Origin of the sequence: Acrocarpospora corrugata, assembly GCF_009687845.1 — a bacterium.
Taxonomy (GTDB): Bacteria; Actinomycetota; Actinomycetes; order Streptosporangiales; family Streptosporangiaceae; genus Acrocarpospora; species Acrocarpospora corrugata.
This window is the reverse complement of the sequence record NZ_BLAD01000040.1, coordinates 136,661-155,716: the sequence shown is the minus strand read 5'-3', so window position 1 is coordinate 155,716 and position 19,056 is coordinate 136,661. Positions and strand designations below refer to the sequence as shown.

The following is a 19,056-nucleotide window of genomic DNA, read 5'->3' as shown; positions in this document are numbered from 1 at the left end:
ACAGCGTAGCGCTTTCCGTGCCACCCAGGACACAGGAGGTATGACCTAGGGCCTAACCTGAGTTACATTGTCGCAGTGAGCCGTTCCGTGGAGGTGCCATGCGAGTCACCGGGGTCCGTCAGTGGATCGCCGATTTCGGGTTCTACAACGCCATCTACATCCGGATCGAGACCGATGAAGGGGTGGTGGGGGAGGCCGAGGTGGCCATGCGCCGGCGCACGAGATCGGTCTCCGCCCTGATCGAGGAGCTGTCCGAGTACCTGATCGGGCGTGATCCGACCAGGATCGAGCAGCATGCCGAGCGCATGTACCGGGACTCCTTCCTCGGCGGCACCCTGCTCACCATCGGGATCAGCGCGATCGACCAGGCGCTCTGGGACCTCAACGGCCGGGCGCTGGGAGTGCCGGTGCACCGGCTGCTGGGCGGGAAGTTCCGCGATCGGGTGCCGGTCTACACGCACGCGAAGGCCGGGGGCTCGCCGGAGGAGATGGCGGCCGAGATCCGGGACCGGGTGGACCGGGGCTTCACGGCCGTGAAGACCACGCTGCCCGGCTTCTACGAGAAGGTCACCAGTGTCAGGCACGATCGGCCCGCGCTGATCCCGGCCCGGCAGACCGAGACCGAGTTACTGCCCACCTGGACGTTCAAGGTGATCGCGGAGTATTTCGCGGCGGCCAGGGAGGCGGTCGGCCCGGACATCCATCTGATGCTCGACTGCCACGGCCGGTTGAACGTGGCCAACGCGATCCGGCTCTGCGAGGCGCTCGCGCCCTACGACCTGACCTTCATCGAGGAGCCGGTCCCGGCGGACCGGGTGGACTGGATGCTCGAAGTGAGCCGCCGTTCCACCACCCCGATCGCGGCCGGCGAGCGGTGGGGCAACCACTTCGCCTCGGCACCGTTCATCGGCGCGCACGCGGTGGCGGTGGTGCAGCCGGACGTCGGCATCTGCGGCGGCATCACGGCGGCCCGCAAGATCGCCACCTGCGCGGAGGCGCACGGGCTGTCGATCGCCTTCCACAACCCGTTCGGGCCGTTGCAGAGCGCGGCGACCTGGCAGCTCGCGGCCACCCTGCCGAATCTGATGATCTCCGAGTCGATGATCACCCCGGCCCAGACGCAGTACTGGGAGCGGTACACCGAGGATCCGCCGCGGGTCGAGAACGGCGAGTGGGTGGTCACGGACACGCCCGGGCTCGGGCCCCGGCTGCGGGTCGAGGAGATCGTCAAGCATCCGTTCAAACCCGAGCTCGACCGTGGGGGCACCCGATGAGCGGGCCGTACCGGCTGATCATCCACTCCGGACTGGTCGTCGACGGATCCGGGAACCCCGGGTTCCACGCCGCCGTCGGGGTCCGCGGCGACCGGGCCTACGTGCTGCGCGGCGAGGTGTCGCAGCTGCCGGCCGACCGCCGGATCGACGCCCGCGGCCTCGTCGTCGCGCCGGGCTTCATCGACGCGCACTCGCACTCTGACCTGGTGCTGATGGTCGATCCGGCGCTGGAGATGAAGGTACGGCAGGGCGTGACCACCGAGATCCTCGGCGTGGACGGCCTGTCCTACGCGCCGTTCGACGACCCGGCCGACCTGCTGCGGTTCGTCCGGATGAACGCCGGCATCGCCGGCCACCCGGAGCTCGACTACTCCTGGCGGTCCGTGGCCGACCTGCTGGCCCGCTACGACGGCGCCGCCTCGGTCAACGTCGGGGTCTTCGTCGGCAACACCGCGCCCAGAATCAGCGCGCTCGGCTGGTCGGACGCGCCGGCCGGCGGCGTCGCGCTGGACCGGATGCGCGGGATCGTCAGGGACGCGATGCGCGACGGCGCGCTGGGCCTGTCCACCGGCCTGGACTATCCGCCGGGAAGCCACGCGGACACCGACGAACTGGTCGCCCTGGCGAAGGAAGCGGCCCGGTTCGGCGGGATCTACCACACCCATGTCCGGTACGCGCTGGGCGACACCTACCTCGACCCGTTCCTGGAGGCGCTGGAGATCGGCCGGCGGGCCGACATCCCGGTGCAGCTGACCCATTTCTCCCGCTCGGCTCGGGCCACCTACACCGGCGGCGCCCAGCGGATGCTCGACCTGGTGGCGGACGCGCGCACGGACGGGCTCGACGTCACCTTCGACACCTATCCGTACGAGTGGGGCGGCACCCGGCTGGTCCGGCTGCTGCCCGGCTGGCTGCAGGCGGACGGGCCGGACCTGCTCCAGGAACGGCTCACCGATCCGGCCCTGCGCGACCGGCTGCGCGCCGAACTGCGGGACAGCGCGGCGGTCCGGCAGTACGTGGTGAGCAGGCCCTTCGCCGACGTGCGCCTCGGGAACCTGAGCGATCCGGCCCACGCGCGGTTCGAGGGCTGGAACCTCTCCGACGTGGTCACCGAGTGGGGAGAGGACCTCACCGAGACGCTGTGCGCGCTGGCCGCGGCCAACCCGGGCGCCACCTTCACCAGGCCCAGCCCGCACGCGATGACGCTGTGGAAGTTCGTCTGCCATCCGCTCGGGATGATCGCCAGCGACGCGGTGCTGATCGGCGCGTACCCGAGTCCCCGGGCGTACGGCTGTTTCGCGCGGGTGCTGGGCGACTTCGTCCGGGAGGAGCGGCTGCTCTCGCTGCCCGAGGCCATCCGCAAGATGACCTCGTTCCCGGCGCAGCGGCTCGGCCTCACCGATCGCGGGCTGCTGCGCGACGGCATGAAGGCGGACCTGGTGGTCTTCGACCCGGCCACGGTGAGCGCGCCCGCCAGTTTCGAACGGCCCCGGGAACTCGCGCTGGGTATGTCCTATGTGGCGGTGAACGGCCGGCTGGTGCTCGACGACGGCGTACTCACGGGGGCGACTCCTGGCCGGGCCCTGCGCGGGCCGGGCGCCACCTCCTGACCGAGGGCTGCCCCGCGTGCGGGGCAGCCCGGTTCCGGGTCAGCTCCCGGCGAGCAGGCGGGCCAGGGTCTCGCGCTGGGCCGGGGTCAGCGGGAGCAGCGGCGTGCGGCTGTGCCCGCCCGGCAGGCCCCGCATCGTCAGCATCTCCCGGTAGATCGCCAGGTCGCTGACCGGCCCGAGTGGCTGCTGCGTGTAGAGGTACTTGATCGGCAGGATGCGCGCCCAGGCGGACCGGGCGGCGGGCAGGTCACCGCGCCGCACGGCGTCCCAGAGCGCGACCGCGTCCGGGGTCACCACGTTGAGGATCCCGCTCACCCAGCCGTGCGCGCCACCGGCCATGCCTTCGAGCGGGGCCATGAAGCTGCCGTAGAAGACGCGGAATCCCTCGTCGGTGGCCGCTCGCGCCTCGTGCACCTGGTGCACGGTCGGGAACGTGCTCTTCACCGCCTGCGCGGCGCCCTCCCGGTACAGGGTGGCCAGGTAGGCGGCGGTCAGCGGCTCGGTCCCCGAGTTGGCCGGATTGTTGTAGACCATGATCGGGATCTCGGCGGCCCGCCCGACCGCCCGGAAGTGCGCCAGCACCTCCTCGCGGTGCGGGCGCTGGTAGTACGGCAGGATCACGATCGCGCCGGCGGCGCCCGCCTCGGCGGCGCCGCGGGTCAGCTCGACCGTCTCCGCGGTGCCGAACGCCCCGGTGCCGGCGATGACCGGGACCCGGCCGGCGGCGGCCTTCACGGTGACCTCGAAGAGCCGGCGCCGTTCCGCGCCGGACAGGGAGATGAACTCGCCGCTGGTGCCGGCCACGACCACGCCGTGCGCGCCCTGCCCGATCAGCCAGTCCACGTGGGCGGCGGAGGCGTCCTCGTCGAGCCGGCCGCGTGCGTCGAACATTGTCAGGGCGGCGGGGAAGATTCCGCCCCAGATGGTGGTGGCTTGCATGACCGTCCTCTCGTGCGTGTGAGGTCAATGTAACACTTATGACCTAAGTCAGGGGTCTTGACCAGAGCTCGGATCGCGCCCTAATCTCTGCGCTAGTTACGTGGAACCCTAAGGAGGCGGGATGCGACGAACGACGGCGCTTGTCGGGGCTTACGTGCTGGTCGGCGTATCTGCGCTGGCCGGCTGTGGCGGCTCGGAGCCCGGCGCCCCGAGTGCCGCGATCACCGAGATCACCGAGATCACCATGCTGGAACCCGAGCCGAGCCAAGGGCTCGACCCCAATATCGCGGCGGCCGATGCCTCGCGGATCCCGATGGCGATGATGTACGAAACCCTCACCGAGCGGGACGCCGGCGGCGAACTCGTGGGCGCGCTGGCGGAGAAGTGGGAGTCCTCACCGGACAACACGATCTACACGTTCACCCTCAAAAGCGGCGTCGGCTTCAGCGACGGGACGCCCGTGACCGCGGCCGACGTCAAGTTCTCCTTCGAGCGGATGAAGACCGGCGAGGTGATGAAGGGCCTGCTCTCGACGCTGACCAGCGTCGAGGCGGTAGATGAGAAGACGGTGCGTTTCACTCTCTCCGCGCCGTCGTGGATCTTCCCGGAGACGGCCAGCCGGCCGGGCAGCGCGGCCATCCTGTCGAAGAAGGCGGTGGAGGCGAAGCCGGACTACTTCACCCAGCCGACCGCCACCTCCGGGCCGTGGCAGCTCACGTCCTATGTCCCGAAGGGCAGCGCGATCTTCGACGTCAATCCGCACTACCCGACGCCGCCGAAGATCAGCAAGATCCGGTACACGTTCTCGGAGGACCCGTCCGGGCACGCCGCCGCCATCGAGAGCGGTTCCGGCGACATCGCCAACATCGGTTACACCGACGCCGAGCGCCTCAAGAGCGCCGGCGGGTCGGTGCAGGTGCTCCAGTCCGACGCGCTCGCCCCCCTGTTCTGGGGCTGGGACCGGACCAAGGCCCCGTTCTCCGACAAGAAGGTCCGCCAGGCGGTGGCCTTCGCGGTGGACCGCGAGGGCCGGCAGACCGCCTGCTGGTCGGGCACCGGCGGGGTCACCTACGGCAACATCCTGCGGCCGTGGGATCCGAACTACACCGAGATCTCCACCTACCGGACGTCGGGCCGGGCGGATTCGATCAGCAAGGCCAAGGCGCTGCTCGACACGGCCGGCTGGGTGGAGGGCGCCGGGGGAACCCGGACCGCCAAGGGTGTGGCCGGCGTGGCCGACGGCACCCCGTTCAAGCTCTCCGTCCCCTACGAGTCCAACTGGCCGGCCGCCGGCTGTCATGTCCAGGTGCTGCAGCAGAACCTGAAGGACGTCGGCATCCAGGTGACCCCGGAGAAGTACGATCCGGCGGCGTACTGGGGTGACGTGGCCAAGGGCAAGTTCGCCATGTACCACGGCGGCGCCGGCGCCAGCGGAGCCGCGGACCTCTACCAGAACTGGTTCCGGACCGGTGGTTCGCTCACCGAGCTGACCACCCACCTGGCCGACGAGTCGCTGGACGCCAAGATCGACAAGGCGCTCGGCGCGGGCAGCCCGGCGGATGCCACCGCCATCTTCAAGGAGCTGGAGCAGTGGCAGGCCGATGAACTGCCGATGCTGGTGGTCGGCTATCAATGGCCTCAGGTCGCGGCCAGCAGGCGGGTGACGAACTTCACCGCGCCGCTGGACGACGACTCCTACAGCCTGGTGCGGGCCAGCGTCGGCTGAGCCGGCGGTTGACTGATCGGTGGTGACCGGCGGATGCGCCGGTCACCACCGATCCTGGGAAAGGAAGGTGGGCGATGCTCAGGTACGCACTGGGGAGAGTCCTGCTCGCGGTGCCACTGCTCTTCGGGCTGTCCGTGCTCTCGTTCGTCTACGTCCGGCTGATTCCCGGCGACCCGGTCACCGCGATGCTCGGCGTGAACAGCAATCCCACCGTCGTGGCCCAGCTGCGCGAGCAGTTCGGCCTGGACCGCCCCCTGCCCGGCCAGTACGGCGACTGGCTCGCCGGGGTGCTGCGGGGCGACTTCGGGGTCTCCTTCCGTTCCCAGATGCCGATCAGCACGATCATCGTCGACCGGATCCCGGCCACCCTCCAGCTGGCGGGCGCGGGACTGGTGGTGTCCCTGCTGATCGCGATCCCGGCGGGAGTGGCCGCCGGGATGCGGCCGGGTTCCCGGCTGGACTCGCTGATCACGTCGGCGACCCTGTTCGGGCTCGCGGTGCCGGCGTTCTTCCTGGGCACGCTGCTGATGCTGCTCTTCGCCCTGACGCTGCACCTGGTGCCCTCCCAGGGCTACGTGCCGTTCGCCGACGATCCGGCGCAGAGTCTCCGGCTGACGTTGCTGCCGGCGTTGACGCTCGGGCTGGCGATCAGCCCGTACCTGGCCCGGCTGACGCGATCGGCGGTGGTTGAGGTGGCGCAGGAGCCGTTCGTCCCGTTCGCCCGCGCGAAGGGCCTGGCGCCGCGGAAGATCTCCGTCGGGTATGTGCTGCGCAACGCCCTGCCCTCGCTCGTCGCGGCGCTGGGGCTGACGGTCGCGTCGCTGATGGCCGGTTCGATCGTGGTGGAGGCGCTGTTCAACTGGCCCGGCACCGGCCGCCTGGTCACCGGTGCGGTGACCGAGCGGGACTACGCGATGGTGGAGGCGCTGCTGCTCATCTACGGCGGCCTGTTCATCGTGGTCAACCTGGTCTGCGAGCTGGCCCAGAGCCTCCTCGACCCGAGAGTCAGGCTGACGTGAAGACACAGGTAGCGGTCCTCGTCACCGAGCCCCGGCCGGCGGCACGGCGGCGGGTGCCGCTGCTCACCACGGTCGGCGCCAGCCTCGGCCTGCTGGTGCTGCTCACCATCGTGATCGGCCCGTGGCTGATCGGCCAGGACCCGTACGCCATCGACATCGGCAACCGGTTCGCCGGGCCGGGCGGGGCGCACTGGCTGGGCACCGACGAGCTCGGGCGGGACGTGGCGAGCCGGATCGCGTACGGCGCGCGGGCGACCGCGCTGATCGCGGTCGGCGCGGTGGCCATCGCCACGGCCATCGCCATTCCGCTGGGCGTGCTGACCGGGTTCCTGGGCGGCTGGGTGGATCTGGTGGTGACCCGGGTGGTCGACCTGTTCTTCGCGATCCCGTCGCTGCTGGTGGCGATCGGCGTGATCGGGCTGTTCGGCGCCTCGGTGACCACGACCGTGCTGGCGCTCGGGCTGTCGTACTGGCCGTTCTACACCCGGCTGATCAGATCCGCGGTGGTCGGCCTGCGGTCCAGGCCCAACGTCGACGCGGCCCGGGTGCTCGGCGCCTCCCGGCTGCGGGTGATCCGGACCGAGATCCTGACCGGGCTGGTGCCGCTGGTGCTGGTGCAGACGACGGTGCTGCTCGGCTTCGCCATCCTCGACGAGGCCGCGCTGGGCTTCCTCGGGCTGGGCGTGCAGCCGCCGCAGGCCTCGTGGGGTTCGCGCCTGGCGGAGAGCAGGGAGTTCATCCTGGTGCATCCGGAGCTGGCGCTGGTCGCGGGCGTGCCGATCGTGCTGGCGGTCTTCGCCATGAACCTGCTCTCCGATTCGCTGCGCGATCGGCTCGACGCGAAGAGGACCGGCTGATGAATGATGTGAAGACTGCCGAGACCGTGCTGCGGGTGCGGGATCTCGCGGTGGAGTTCTCGCTGCGCGGAAGTGTGGCGCGGGCCGTCGACGGGGTCGGCTTCGAGGTGCGCGCCGGCGAGATCGTCGGCATGGTCGGCGAATCCGGTAGCGGCAAGAGCGTGACCATGCTGGCGCTGCTCGGGCTGGTGCCCCGGCCCGGCCGGGTCGTGGCCGGGTCGGTGCGGCTGCGTGACATCGAACTGGGGGCGCTCAGCCTGCGGGAGCTGGCCCGGTTGCGGGGGCGGCAGATGGCTCTCATCCCATCTGACGCGGGCGCCGCGCTGAATCCGGTGACCCGGATCGGCTCCCAGGTCGGCGAGGGGCTCGCCGCTCATCTGCCCGAGCTGCCGCGTGCCGAGCGGCCTGCCCGGATCCTGGACATTCTCAAACGGGTCGGGTTGCCGCGCCCGGAACAGCAGGTCCGGCGGTATCCGCACGAACTGTCGGGCGGGATGCAGCAGCGGGTGGCCGTGGCGATGGGGGTGCAGCTCGGGCCGGATCTGCTGATCGCCGACGAGCCGACCACGGCGCTCGACGTCACCATTCAGGCGCAGATTCTCCAGTTGCTGCTCGACGTGCGAGAGCAGTCGGGCACCAGCATCCTGTTCATCACGCATGACATGACCACGGTGGCGGAGATCTGTGACCGGGTGCTGGTGATGTACGCGGGGCAGATCGTGGAGTCGGGTCCGGTGGTCGATGTGTGCACCGCTCCGGCTCACCCGTACACGCGGGCGCTGCTCGACGCCATTCCGCCGCTGGGCGGTGATCCGCCCGAGCGGCTGACCACGATTCCGGGAGCGCCGCCCGATCCGCGGGCCTGGCCGGCCGGTTGCCGTTTCGCTGAGCGGTGCCGGCTGCGCGAGCAGCTGGGCAACCCGGATAAGTGCACGTCGCTGGCTCCGGAGCTCGCGTCCGACGGCGCCGGGCGGCGCAGCCGGTGCCATTTCACGGGTTCCGCCGCTGAGGCGGTGGTCCGGTGAGCGGGGAGTCGCTGCTGTCGGTGCGCGGTCTGGTGAAGGACTTCAGGGAGCGCGGGTTCGGGCCGGGACGTACGGCGGTGCGGGCGGTCGACGACGTGTCCTTCGACGTGTATCCCGGCGAGACGCTGGGCCTGGTGGGGGAGAGCGGTTCGGGCAAGACGACGATCGGGCGGCTGATCGTGCGGCTGGAGGAGCCGACCGCCGGGCGGATCGAGTTGCGCGGGCAGGATCTGCGGGGGCTGTCCGGGCGGCGGTCGCTGGAGTTCCGGCGGGACGTTCAGATGATTTTCCAGAACACGCAGAATGCCTTCAATCCGCGGCGCACGGTTCGTTCGGTGTTGTCCGATCCGTACCAGATTCACCGGCTGGCGTCCGGGGCGGAGCTGGAGGAGCGGATCGGCGGGCTGCTGCGGCGGGTCGGGCTCACAACGCCGATGCTGGACCGGTATCCGCAGCAGTTCAGCGGCGGGCAGCGGCAGCGTCTGGGCATCGCCAGGGCGCTCGCCGTCCAGCCGGCTCTGGTGGTGGCCGACGAACCGGTGTCCGGGCTGGACGTCTCGGTGCAGGCGCAGGTGCTCAACCTGTTCGCCGAACTGCGCAGGGAGCTCGGGCTGGCCATGCTGTTCATCAGCCACGATCTGCGGGCTGTTTACTTCCTCTGCGAGCGGATCGCGGTGTTGTATCTCGGCCGGCTGGTGGAGATCGGTCCGCGGCGGACTCTGCTTGAGGATCCGGTGCATCCGTACACGCGGGCGCTGATCGGGTCGATACCGGCGTTCCGGCCGGGTGGCGGCTTCACCCGTACGGTGATCAAGGGCGAGATCTCGGACTCCGAGCCGGTCAAGGCGGGCTGCCACTTCGCGCCCAGATGTGCCCGATGGCGCGAGCTGGGCCAGCCGGCGCGCTGCCGCGAGGAGCGCCCGCTGCTGCGCCCGGCGGCCGGTGGCGGGCTGGCCGCCTGCCATTTCGCCGAATCCTCGCCCCGGCCCCTGGACGGTGTGGCGGAGCTGGCTGGAGGGATCGGATGAGGATCGGCTGGATCGGCACGGGCCTGATGGGCGCGCCGATGGTGGCGCGGCTGGTCGCGGCCGGGCACCGGCTGACCGTGCACAACCGGACCAGGGACAGGGCGGAACCGTCGCTGGCACTGGGCGCGGACTGGGCCGGCTCGATCGCGGCGGCGGCCCGGGATCGTGACCTGGTCATCACCATGCTGCCGTTTCCCTCCGACGTGGAGGCGGCCTACCTGGGCCCGGACGGCATCCTGGCGAACGCCTCGCCCGGCGCCGTCGCGGTGGACATGTCGACGTCGTCGCCCGCGCTGGCCCGGCGGCTGGCCACCGGCTACCCGGTGCTGGACGCTCCGGTGAGCGGCGGGCCCGCCGGAGCGCGGAGCGGCACGCTCTCCATCTTCGTGGGCGGTGACGCCGGAGCGTTCGAGCGGGTCCGGCCGGTCTTCGAGGTGCTCGGCTCGACCGTCGTGCACCACGGGCCCGCCGGCGCCGGGCAGGCGGCGAAGCTGGTCAACCAGGCGCTCGTGGCGAACGTGACGCTCGGCATCTGCGAGGCGTACGCGCTCGCCGAGGCGGCCGGCCTCGACCCGGCCCGGGTGCACGAGTCGATACGCGTCGGGGTCGCGGGTTCGCCGCTGCTCGACTTCGCCTGGCCCCGGCTGACCGAAGGCGACCTGGAGCCCGGATTCAAGGTGGCCCACCTGGCCAAGGACCTCGGGCTGGCCCTCGACGAGGCCGGCGACACGCGCCGGCTGCCCGGCACCAGCCTGGTACGCGACCTGTGCCGGGCGGTGGCCCGCGCACTCGGCGGAGACCGGGGCACCCAAGCCCTCATCACCCAGACCCAGCCCAGCACTCAGTCCAGCGAAGGACCACGATGACGCTGACCCTGCCCGGCCGGTACTACCGGATGTACCCGTCGTTCGACAATCCGCTCGGTCACGCGGAGGAGCAGCTGGAACTCGATCCGGCGCGAACCGGATTCCTCATCGTGGACGCCTACGGCGCGGGCTTCGACGACGAGGAGGAGCATCCCGGCCTGGCCGGCATCTACGCCCCCGACCCCGTCGTGAAGGAGATCGTCCGGGAGCACATCGTGCCGGCCCGGGATGCGGCGCGGCAGGCCGGCCTGCCGGTCATCCACGTCACCAACCATCTCTCGCCGGGTCTGGAGGAGCGCACCGAGTGGCGCAACCTCTCCATGCGCACCTGCGACGTGGACGTGCTGGAGGCGTGGCGGGAACCCAACGACATCCTGGCCTACTCCAGGGTGATCGCGCCCGCCGACGGGGAACCGCTGATCCGCAAGCAGATGTACAGCGGCTTCTACGAGACCACGCTGGACTCCACGCTGCGGGCGCGCGACATCCGTGACCTGGTCGTGGTCGGCTTCGACAGCAGGATCTGCCTCGGCAACACGGTCACCGAGGCGATGTACCGGGGATACCGGGTGGTGGTCCTGCGCGACTGCGTGCGCACCTTCGAATATCCGGAGACGCGTGACGGCGAACTGGCCAACCTGCTGGCGATCCGGTACATCGAGTCCAACGTGGGATACACCGCCACGTCGGCGGAGTTCGCGGCGGCCTGCCGGGGGCTGACCGCGTGATCGTCGACTGTCACGTCCACGTGGGCCTCACCAAGTACCGGCCGGTGGACGACTACCTCGACGCCATGAAGACCCACGGGATCGGCCGCGCCGTCCTCGTCCAGCATCTGGGGAACTCCGACAACGAGTACCTTGAGCGCTGCGTGCGGGAACGGCCGGATCTGTTCGCCGGAGTCGCTCTGGTGGATCCCCGGGATTCGGGCGCGCCGCGCCTCGTTCACGAGATCGGCGAGCGCGGCGTGCTGCGGGGGGTACGGCTGCCGGCCGGCGGCACGCCCTCCGGTGTGTGGCGGGCGATGGACACGCACCGGCTGGTCGCCAGTGTCACCGGGCCGTTCGACGACGTCGCCGGTGACGCGTTTCTGGACGTCGTCGACCGGAATCCGGGTGTGCATTTCAGGCTCGAACATCTCGGCTGGCTGAAGCTGGCCGACGATCCTCCGCCGTATCGCGGGTTCCGGCGGTTCCTCCGGCTGGCCGAGCGCCGGAACACCTCCACGTCGTGGTCGGGCTTCTTCGTCAACGCCGGCACGCCGTACCCGTATCCGGACGCGGAGCCGTACCTGCGGATGTCGCTGGCGGCTTTCGGGGCGGACCGGATCATGTGGAGCGGGGACTGGAACCGGGCCGGCGGCACCGACGCCGACTACAGCGCGGCCGTCGCACACGTCACCGGCCACATGCCGTTCCTCAGCGCAGAGGACCGGGACCGGGTGCTCGGCCGCAGCGCCGGCACGATCTTCGGAGGGAATCCATGAAGGCCACCGGCATCGGCATTCTCGGGCCCGGCGCGATCGGCGCCTGCCACGCCCGGGCGATCCGCGCGGCCGGCGGCCGGATCGTCGCGGTGGCCGGGCCCAAGCCCGAGGAGAACGCCGAATTCGCCGCCGAGCATGACATTCCACGTTCGTACACGGACACCTCGGCGCTGCTCGCCGACGACGACGTGAACGCGGTCGTGGTCGCCGCGCCCAGCCCCGTCCACGCCGAACTCACCGTCGCCGCGCTGCGGGCCGGGCGCGACGTGCTGTGCGAGATCCCCGCCGGGGTGTCGCTGGCCGAAGCCGAACTGGTGGCGCGCACCGCCGAAGAGACCGGGCGCTTCGCCGCGATGGGCCACACGCTGCGGTTCTGGGCGCCGCATCTGGAAGTACGGGCCAGGGTCGAGCGCGGCGAGCTGCGGCTACGCCACATCGTGGCACGGTCGCTGCAACTCAGGCAGAGCAACATGGGCTGGACCGGCAGAGCCAGGGACTGGACCGACAGCGTGCTCTGGCATCACGGCGCGCATCTTGTCGACGCGGCCCTGTGGCTGCTCGACGCCCCCGAAGTGAGCGTGCACGGCCGGTGCGGGCCGCCCTGGCCGGGCAGCGGCAGCCCGATGGACGTCGCCGCGGTCCTGATCACCCCGGCCGGCGACCTGGCCACGCTCTCCCTCTCCTACCACTCCCGCGAACCGGTCAGCGACTACATCCTGATCGCCGAAGACCAGACCCTGCACATCAGAGACGGCCGCCTGTACGGGCCCGACGGCGTGATCGTCGACTCGCCCGGCGTCGCGGCCACCCAGGACGCGGCGATCGAGGCGCAGGACGCTGACTTCCTCGCCGCCGTTGCCGAGGGCCGCACCCCACGTTGCACGGTGGCAGACGTGCTGCCCGCCATGCGGGTGCTGGACGCCTTGGAGACCGCTTCATAATCGAACACAGAAGGAGTCCTGCCGAACCGACTCACCACGTGCGGCACCACGCCGGTCGTCTCCACGACGCTGCACTTCTACCGTGGGCGGACCGGTGCTCAGCAGACGCCGCTGTCCCCGCTGACGGACATCTGCTGGACTCCCATGCGGCCAACGGGCTCATCGTCAACGTGCCGGGCCAGCAACGGCTGGTGTCATGGACCTCGGGCCGGGTCACGCAGTACGCGGTCGGCCCGTTGGGAGCGAGCCAACTCGTGGCCGACCGGCCCTATCTGACCGGTGGGCGTACCGACATCGGCGGGCGCAACTACGGTGTCGTCGCGGTCGATCCCGGCAATGCCGGCAAGGTGGTGCTGGTCGCCGGTACCAGCAACCACTCGCTCTATCTGGACAGGCTCTCCGGCACCATGACGTCCAGCGACGGGTATCTGACGCTGGCGCAGACGTACATGGACGGTAGTCAGCTGAAGCTCATGATGATCAACAGCGCCGGTACCGGTCTCAGCCCGCTGAACCGGCGTGTGCTCGATATTCGATGCCACGTCCCGGCACAGGCCGCCTGCGCTTAAGTCACGACCTTCATCCGGATAAATCCCGACATAAGGTGACTTCGTAAAAACTTGTGTGGCTTGTCCGAGTTGCTGTGGTAGAAAAGCACGTCGGGGGTCCCAGGTTTCCGGCCGGCTTCGCTCTCGCCGTTGAATTTGCTCGCTTCGGCGTGAAGCACGCCCGTCCGATTCACCGTACGGCTTCGTGTGGTCACGCGACCGACGCCGTTCATCTCCCGGAAAGTTCGGTCGCGGCCATTGTTATCGGCATGTGATCCGGGGGCCTCAAATTTCCGTCCAAGTGAAGGGATTCGTGTGAAGCGTTTAGTCGTCGCGGCCATTGTGGGCGCGGCCGTTCTGCTGGTGCCCGCCGCGCCCGCCGTCGCGAAAGCCGATCCGGTCAAGGCGCTGAAGGCGCGGTTCGCGACCGGCAAGGGCGTCAAGGTCAGCAACCTGCTGAAGATTTCCGCCGGTGGGCAGGCGCTGGCCACCATGCGCGAGGTCGGCCTCGTCGGTTTCGGGCGGAGCGGGGTCGCCGCCACCGACATCAGGGACAAGGCGCAGTACAGCAAGGTGTTCCTGGACGCGCTGCCGGAGGCCGACCGGGAGAAGCTGCGGAAGGCCGCGGGGGTGACGCGGATGATTTCGACGTTGCAGTACTCGTACATTTCGGGGGCGCGGGTCAGGGAATACCTGCCGCCAGGGAAGACGTGGGTCCGGAAGTTCTCCGCCGGCGCCTTCCCCGGTTCGCTGCTGGTCAATCCGTTCGAGCCGCGTACGCTGGACGAGATCATCGACAGGGCCAGTTCGCGGCAGGGCAGCGTCATCAAGGGCAGGATCTCCAGCGTGAAGCTGGCCAGGGTCTCGCCGTCGTTCCGCTCCATCTTCGGGGAGGGCGGCAAGACCCGCGAGGGTGCCACGGCCAAGGTGAACTACACCGTGTGGCTGGACGCACGCGGGCAGGTCAAGCGCGTGTACGCCACGATGACGGTGAGCGTGGCGGACACCTCTCTCACGTACGCGTCGGACGGTCGCGTGAGCGGATGGGGCGGGAAGGTAGTGATCTCCGAGCCGCCGGCGAGCTCGTCCGTCGACGAGGGACAGCTGGGGGACGGCGCTCTCGACGACCCCGGTCCCGTTCAGATCCCCGGCTGATCGGTCCCCGAATATTCGGATGCCAGCTCCATCCGGGTGACGAAGGAAAACTGCGGGTTCCTTCGATTTGAAATAGCCGATTATCGCGCTTAGCGGATGGCCGACGTTCTGGCAATACCCCAGATGTGGGTGGCCAGGTCATCACGTTCGGGGGAATCGCGGGCGGCGGGCGACGCGCCACCGTGAATGCGTGATTACTTCCAGAAGAACGAAGTCCGCGCTCGTCGTGGCCGCCGCGCTGACCGGACTGGCCGGTTGCGGAACCGAGGAGCCCGCCACCGGCGGCGAGACGACGGTGGCGGGGCTCTACCAGCGGCTTTCCGGATGCATCCGCGACCACGGAGTGGTGGGATTCCCGGACATGGTGCAGGACGCCGACGGCCGGTGGAAGCTGCCGGAAGGCGCCTCGCCGCCGTGCCGCCCGGGAACCCGGGCGGCGTCGCCCGCGCCGACGACCGGGGGGACCGAGGGCAGCGCCAGACGGCCGTCCGGCGTCACCACCGCCCGGATCATCGTGATCTCGTCGAGGCCCTGGACCTGACCCGCCCACCGCTCGGCCACCCTGAGCAGCAGGTCACGGTCGGAGAGATCGCGGTCCCGGCCGGCCAGGTCGGCCGCGGCCAGGCCGAGCCCCATGGCGTCGCCCGCCGCGATGATCTCGGCCTGGTCCTGCGCCGGGCGGTCCGAGTCCTTGGCGTACTCCACGTTGACCCACGGCGACATCGCGCGCGGGATGACGAACCAGCCGATCACCGCCGCGAGCAGCGCCGCCACCGCCGAAATCAGTACATACGACACGGCCATTCGAAACCTGAGGCCGGTACGCTGCCGGCACGTCGCGGTGATCCCCGGCTACGTCGAGCCCGCCCGGTGTGTACGAACCCGACGCCTAGTTGTTATCGGACGTTATAAAGCGTCGATTTGGTCGAGACAAACCATTCTGGCCTGGGAAAACACCCCAATCACACCGGTTGGCACGAGACAGTTGGATTTCCTTCCATCTTGTCCGTTTTATTGCGTTCCAATACCGTCCGTAGTGGTTTTGTGTTCCCCGGACGGGCTCTCTCCCGAGTTCCCCCGTCCCTCCGCCCTGGAGGCGAGATGCGGTTTCGCGCAACGATGCGCAGTAGATCCACCTATGGCAAGACGTTAGGTGTCGCAGTCCTGGTGTCGGCCGCGTTCATCGTGGCGCCGGCGACGTCGGCGCAGGCTGTGCCTGCCGACTGCACCACCGACACCAACGCCCATGTGACCACTGTGCCGAGTCCTGAGCAGTTCTTCGGTTTCCCCCTGGGCACGGGACAGCCCAGGATTCTCACCACGCCAGAGATCACGAGCTATGTCCAGGCCGTGGGCGGCGCCTCCAACCGTGTCCGTACGGGCACGATGGCGCACAGCGTCTCCGGCCAGGCTTTGCCCTACGCCATCGTGTCCGACTCGGACCGCGTCTCCGACGCGCGGCTGAAGAAGATCGCCGATGACATCACGGCGCTGCGTGATCCGCGTACCCTGACGGACAGCAAGGCGGCGCGCATCGCCGACGACTCCCCGGCCATCGTCTGGATCGCCGGCAACGTGCACGGCGGCGAGAAGAGCGGCGCGGACGCCGCGCTCAAGACCCTGTACGAGCTGGCCAGCGGCCTGTCCTGCGACGTGGCCGAGCGCAACGACAACCTGATCACGATCATCGTGCCGACCCAGAACCCGGACGGCCGCGACGCCAACCGGCGGCAGAACGACTACGGCTTCGACCTGAACCGGGACTGGTTCGCCCGCTCCCAGCCGGAGACCGACGGCAAGATCGAACTGCTCCGGCAGTACCCGCCGCAGGTCTTCATCGACGCGCACGAGATGGGCGGCCGGCAGTACTTCTTCCCGCCGAACGCCGACCCGATCCACCACGAGCTCGCCGACCAGCCGGTCGACTGGATCAACCGCATCGGTGCGGCCAACGCCGCGGGCTTCGGCTTCAACGGCGCCTGTGGTGGCGCCGTCACCACCGAGTGCTACTTCAACTACGCCACCTATGACCTGTTCTACATGGGGTACGGCGACACCGTGCCGGCCACCGGGTTCGGCGCCGCCGGTATGACGTACGAGAAGGGCAGCACCTCGGCCGTCCAGGACCGGGTGCAGCAGCAGTTCAACACCCAGTGGGCGACGGTCGGCTGGGCCTCGGACAACAAGCACGAGGTCCTCAGCAGCTACTACTCGATCTGGAAGACCGCGCTCGCCGAGGGCGCCGCGGGCACTCTCCAGCCCAACGAGGTCGTGCAGCCGACCAACACCGTGCAGTTCCCGGTGCCCGACATCAAGATCCGTTCGTACTTCCTGCTGCCCGACCGCCAGATCGGCGACGTGCGCAAGCTGGTCGAGCGGCTGCGCGGCATGGACGTCGAGGTCTACCGGCTGACGAAGTCCGTCACCGTGCCCAGCGCCCGGATCTTCGGTGGCCGGAGCGCCGGCAACCTGGAGGTGCCCGCGGGCGCGTACTGGATCCCGATGAACCAGCCGCAGAAGCACTGGATCCAGGCGACCATCGGCGAGGACCCGTACACGCCGTTCCCGTACTTCTACGACGTCTCCTCCTGGAGCAACCCGCTCCTGGCGGGCGTGGACACGGTCTACACCGGTGACGAGCTGTCGCCCAAGGCTGAGCTGGTCAGGAAGATGGAGGGTGGCGTCGCCACCGGGGCCTCGAAGAAGGGCTCCTACTCCTACCCGCTGGACTCGGCGGCGGCCTCCGAGCTCACCTTCAAGCTGCTCGCCCAGGGCGTGCCGCTCTCGCGTGACCTGTCGACCGGCGTCGTCAGCCTGCCGACCCCCTCGGTCGACCGGCACGAGCTGGACGAACTGGCCACCTCGCTCGGCGTGACCGTCACGGGCAGCGGCGCGGCGCCCTCGGGCACCCTGCTGCGCACCCCTGACCTGGGCCTGTTCAACGGCACCGGCATCACCACCACCTCCGGCTCGTACGGCGAGGCGCGCTACGTGCTCGGCGCCCGCTGGGGCCTGAACCTCAAGCCGGTCACCACGGCCGACATCAACGGCAACACCGCCGCCTTCACCGAGCGGACCGCCCTGGTCGTCCCCGACGGCAGCAGCTCCACCGGCGGCCTCACCGCGCAGGGCCTGGCCAACCTCAGGCAGTGGGTCGCCTTGGGCGGCACCTACCTGGGGCTCCGCAACGAGGGCACCCGGGTGGCCCGCGCCGCCGGCCTGACCTCCACCACCGAGAAGGCCAAGCCGACCGGCTACCAGGTCATCGGCTCCCACTTCCGGGTGGACACGGCCACCGCCGACCCGGTCGCCCTCGGCCGCCCGGCGGAGGACTTCCAGTTCAACAACGGCGACCCGATCCTCAACCCGAGCACCACCGGGGTCAACGTCCTCACCTACCCCGCCGACGCCACGTTCTGGTCCAACGGCTACACGGTGGGTTCGGACACCCTCAAGGGCACGGCGGCTCTGGTCAACGAGCCGACCGGCGCCGGCCACGCCGTCCTGTTCGCCTACAACCCGCTGTTCCGGGCCTACAACGAGAACGGCATCCACCTGGTGGCCAACGCGCTGCTCCAGCCGGCGGGCACCCCCGCCGTGCAGCGCAGGTCCGCCCAGGCCCTGCCGCCGATCGCCGAGCCGGAGGAGCTGCCCAACCTGGGCGGCGAATGGCGCCCGATCGTGATCCAGGTGGCCGACGCCGACCTCGCCCGCACCCAGGCGGTCGTTGAGCGCTACACCGACACGGCGCAGATCGCGAACGCCGACGGCTCGTCCTACCTCACGATCCCCAACCCCGAAGGACTCCCGTCCGACGAACACCCCTACGTCCGTGACCTGATCCGCGACCTCGGCACGGCGGGCATCCCCCTCCGCTCCGTCGTCGCCTAACCAAAACCTCGGGCCCGGCCGGTTTCACCCGGCCGGGCCTTTGTCTTGCCATCCCGGGCGGGCGTGGTCCGCTGAGGTGCGCAGGCCGGTGAGTACGCGGCGGATCAGGGAGGGGGTCAGGTACAGCGCGGCGGCGGCCGTCACCGTGCCGTGGTCCGCCACGGCCCGCAGGGTGCGCAGTCTGCGGGAATCGATCATCCAGTCAGTCCTCCAGCGCGTCCCTGGCGGCGGCGAAGGCCGCCACGGCGCGCTCGACGTCGTCGGTGCTGTGGCCCGCGGACAGCTGCACGCGGATGCGCGCCAGGTCGCGCGGGACGACCGGGTAGGAGAAGCCGATCGCGTACACACCGTACTCCAGCAGCAGGTCAGCGACGCGTCCGGCCCGGTCGGCGTCGCCGATCATGACGGGGACGATGGGGTGCTCGCCGGGGAGCAGGTCGAAGTCTTCCGCGGTCATCCGGGTGCGGAACAGCGCGGTGCTGGCGCGCAGCCGGTCGCGCAGCGCCTCGCCAAGGCCGGTGGTCTCGTCGGTCAGCAGGTCCAGGACCTTCAGTGAGCCGGCGGCGATGACGGGGGCCAGCGAGTTGCTGAACAGGTAGGGCCGCGAGCGCTGCCGGAGCAGCGCGACGATCTCGGCGCGGGCGGCGACGTAGCCGCCGGACGCGCCGCCGAGCGCCTTGCCGAGCGTGCC

17 protein-coding genes and 1 pseudogene are annotated in these 19,056 nt (G+C 70.0%); 14 read left to right on the top strand and 4 right to left on the bottom strand.

The features are described 5' to 3' along the window. Window positions 1-98 precede the first annotated feature (98 nt). Together Acor_RS07875 and Acor_RS07870 are read left to right on the top strand one after the other, a co-directional pair. Window positions 99-1,274: a mandelate racemase/muconate lactonizing enzyme family protein gene (locus Acor_RS07875; protein ID WP_155335891.1), complete on the top strand. Its 1,176-nt coding sequence runs from the start codon at window positions 99-101 to the stop codon at window positions 1,272-1,274. Then, window positions 1,271-2,884: an N-acyl-D-amino-acid deacylase family protein gene (locus Acor_RS07870; RefSeq protein ID WP_155335890.1), complete on the top strand. Its 1,614-nt coding sequence runs from the start codon at window positions 1,271-1,273 to the stop codon at window positions 2,882-2,884. The genes Acor_RS07875 and Acor_RS07870 overlap by 4 nt, the downstream gene beginning before the upstream one ends. A 39-nt stretch (window positions 2,885-2,923) precedes the next feature. Here Acor_RS07870 and Acor_RS07865 read toward each other — a convergent pair whose 3' ends face one another. Beyond that, entirely contained in the window at window positions 2,924-3,823 is a 900-nt protein-coding gene (locus tag Acor_RS07865; RefSeq protein WP_155335889.1) for a dihydrodipicolinate synthase family protein, read from the bottom strand. Between the two features lie 121 nt (window positions 3,824-3,944). Between Acor_RS07865 and Acor_RS07860 the strand changes: the two genes are divergently transcribed. The 11 genes from Acor_RS07860 (at window position 3,945) to Acor_RS07810 (ending at window position 14,474) form a co-directional block, all read left to right on the top strand. Then, on the top strand, window positions 3,945-5,549 hold the full coding sequence (locus Acor_RS07860) for an ABC transporter substrate-binding protein (protein ID WP_155335888.1): 1,605 nt from the start codon (window positions 3,945-3,947) through the stop codon (window positions 5,547-5,549). A 74-nt stretch (window positions 5,550-5,623) separates the two neighbouring features. Then, a complete protein-coding gene (locus Acor_RS07855; RefSeq protein ID WP_155335887.1) occupies window positions 5,624-6,568 on the top strand; it encodes an ABC transporter permease in 945 nt (314 codons plus the stop codon). Beyond that, window positions 6,565-7,425, top strand: a complete 861-nt coding sequence (locus tag Acor_RS07850) for an ABC transporter permease (RefSeq protein ID WP_170316842.1) — start codon at window positions 6,565-6,567, stop codon at window positions 7,423-7,425. The genes Acor_RS07855 and Acor_RS07850 overlap by 4 nt, the downstream gene beginning before the upstream one ends. Further along, on the top strand, window positions 7,425-8,450 hold the full coding sequence (locus Acor_RS07845; RefSeq protein WP_155335885.1) for an ABC transporter ATP-binding protein: 1,026 nt from the start codon (window positions 7,425-7,427) through the stop codon (window positions 8,448-8,450). The genes Acor_RS07850 and Acor_RS07845 overlap by 1 nt, the downstream gene beginning before the upstream one ends. After that, window positions 8,447-9,478, top strand: coding sequence for an ABC transporter ATP-binding protein (locus Acor_RS07840; protein WP_155335884.1), 1,032 nt, complete (start codon window positions 8,447-8,449; stop codon window positions 9,476-9,478). The genes Acor_RS07845 and Acor_RS07840 overlap by 4 nt, the downstream gene beginning before the upstream one ends. Beyond that, window positions 9,475-10,344 (top strand): NAD(P)-dependent oxidoreductase, encoded by an 870-nt coding sequence (locus Acor_RS07835; protein WP_170316841.1) that lies wholly within the window; start codon window positions 9,475-9,477, stop codon window positions 10,342-10,344. The genes Acor_RS07840 and Acor_RS07835 overlap by 4 nt, the downstream gene beginning before the upstream one ends. Beyond that, window positions 10,341-11,072: a cysteine hydrolase family protein gene (locus Acor_RS07830; protein ID WP_155335882.1), complete on the top strand. Its 732-nt coding sequence runs from the start codon at window positions 10,341-10,343 to the stop codon at window positions 11,070-11,072. The genes Acor_RS07835 and Acor_RS07830 overlap by 4 nt, the downstream gene beginning before the upstream one ends. After that, window positions 11,069-11,830 carry an amidohydrolase family protein gene (locus tag Acor_RS07825; RefSeq protein WP_155335881.1) on the top strand — a complete coding sequence of 254 codons (762 nt, stop codon included), beginning with the start codon at window positions 11,069-11,071 and terminating at the stop codon, window positions 11,828-11,830. Before Acor_RS07830 ends, Acor_RS07825 begins: the two co-directional genes overlap by 4 nt. Next, complete coding sequence (locus Acor_RS07820) at window positions 11,827-12,771, top strand: Gfo/Idh/MocA family protein (protein WP_155335880.1); 945 nt, start codon at window positions 11,827-11,829, stop codon at window positions 12,769-12,771. The genes Acor_RS07825 and Acor_RS07820 overlap by 4 nt, the downstream gene beginning before the upstream one ends. A 170-nt stretch (window positions 12,772-12,941) precedes the next feature. Further along, window positions 12,942-13,340, top strand: coding sequence for a hypothetical protein (locus Acor_RS07815; protein ID WP_155335879.1), 399 nt, complete (start codon window positions 12,942-12,944; stop codon window positions 13,338-13,340). 294 nt (window positions 13,341-13,634) lie between these two features. Then, window positions 13,635-14,474, top strand: a complete 840-nt coding sequence (locus Acor_RS07810; protein ID WP_155335878.1) for a hypothetical protein — start codon at window positions 13,635-13,637, stop codon at window positions 14,472-14,474. Between the two features lie 306 nt (window positions 14,475-14,780). On the opposite strand, the gene Acor_RS07805 is transcribed toward Acor_RS07810, so the two are convergent. After that, window positions 14,781-15,272: a hypothetical protein gene (locus Acor_RS07805; protein ID WP_155335877.1), complete on the bottom strand. Its 492-nt coding sequence runs from the start codon at window positions 15,270-15,272 to the stop codon at window positions 14,781-14,783. A gap of 303 nt (window positions 15,273-15,575) precedes the next feature. Between Acor_RS07805 and Acor_RS07800 the strand changes: the two genes are divergently transcribed. After that, entirely contained in the window at window positions 15,576-18,365 is a 2,790-nt protein-coding gene (locus Acor_RS07800; RefSeq protein ID WP_218034182.1) for a M14 family zinc carboxypeptidase, read from the top strand. A gap of 24 nt (window positions 18,366-18,389) precedes the next feature. Here the strand turns inward: Acor_RS07800 and Acor_RS46165 are convergent, their stop codons facing one another. Further along, complete coding sequence (locus Acor_RS46165; RefSeq protein WP_422664792.1) at window positions 18,390-18,563, bottom strand: hypothetical protein; 174 nt, start codon at window positions 18,561-18,563, stop codon at window positions 18,390-18,392. Between the two features lie 4 nt (window positions 18,564-18,567). Further along, window positions 18,568-19,008, bottom strand: a pseudogene (locus Acor_RS07790) (aminotransferase class I/II-fold pyridoxal phosphate-dependent enzyme); the annotation flags it as partial. Window positions 19,009-19,056: the final 48 nt, after the last annotated feature.

Coding starts and splice junctions, on each gene's coding strand:
- Acor_RS07855 (WP_155335887.1), top strand. CDS start 5,624: ATGCTCAGGTACGCACTGGGGAGAGTCCTGCTCGCGGTGCCACTGCTC.
- Acor_RS07830 (WP_155335882.1), top strand. CDS start 10,341: ATGACGCTGACCCTGCCCGGCCGGTACTACCGGATGTACCCGTCGTTC.
- Acor_RS07835 (WP_170316841.1), top strand. CDS start 9,475: ATGAGGATCGGCTGGATCGGCACGGGCCTGATGGGCGCGCCGATGGTG.
- Acor_RS07870 (WP_155335890.1), top strand. CDS start 1,271: ATGAGCGGGCCGTACCGGCTGATCATCCACTCCGGACTGGTCGTCGAC.
- Acor_RS07875 (WP_155335891.1), top strand. CDS start 99: ATGCGAGTCACCGGGGTCCGTCAGTGGATCGCCGATTTCGGGTTCTAC.
- Acor_RS07860 (WP_155335888.1), top strand. CDS start 3,945: ATGCGACGAACGACGGCGCTTGTCGGGGCTTACGTGCTGGTCGGCGTA.
- Acor_RS46165 (WP_422664792.1), bottom strand. CDS start 18,563: ATGATCGATTCCCGCAGACTGCGCACCCTGCGGGCCGTGGCGGACCAC.
- Acor_RS07865 (WP_155335889.1), bottom strand. CDS start 3,823: ATGCAAGCCACCACCATCTGGGGCGGAATCTTCCCCGCCGCCCTGACA.
- Acor_RS07845 (WP_155335885.1), top strand. CDS start 7,425: ATGAATGATGTGAAGACTGCCGAGACCGTGCTGCGGGTGCGGGATCTC.
- Acor_RS07820 (WP_155335880.1), top strand. CDS start 11,827: ATGAAGGCCACCGGCATCGGCATTCTCGGGCCCGGCGCGATCGGCGCC.
- Acor_RS07800 (WP_218034182.1), top strand. CDS start 15,576: ATGCGGTTTCGCGCAACGATGCGCAGTAGATCCACCTATGGCAAGACG.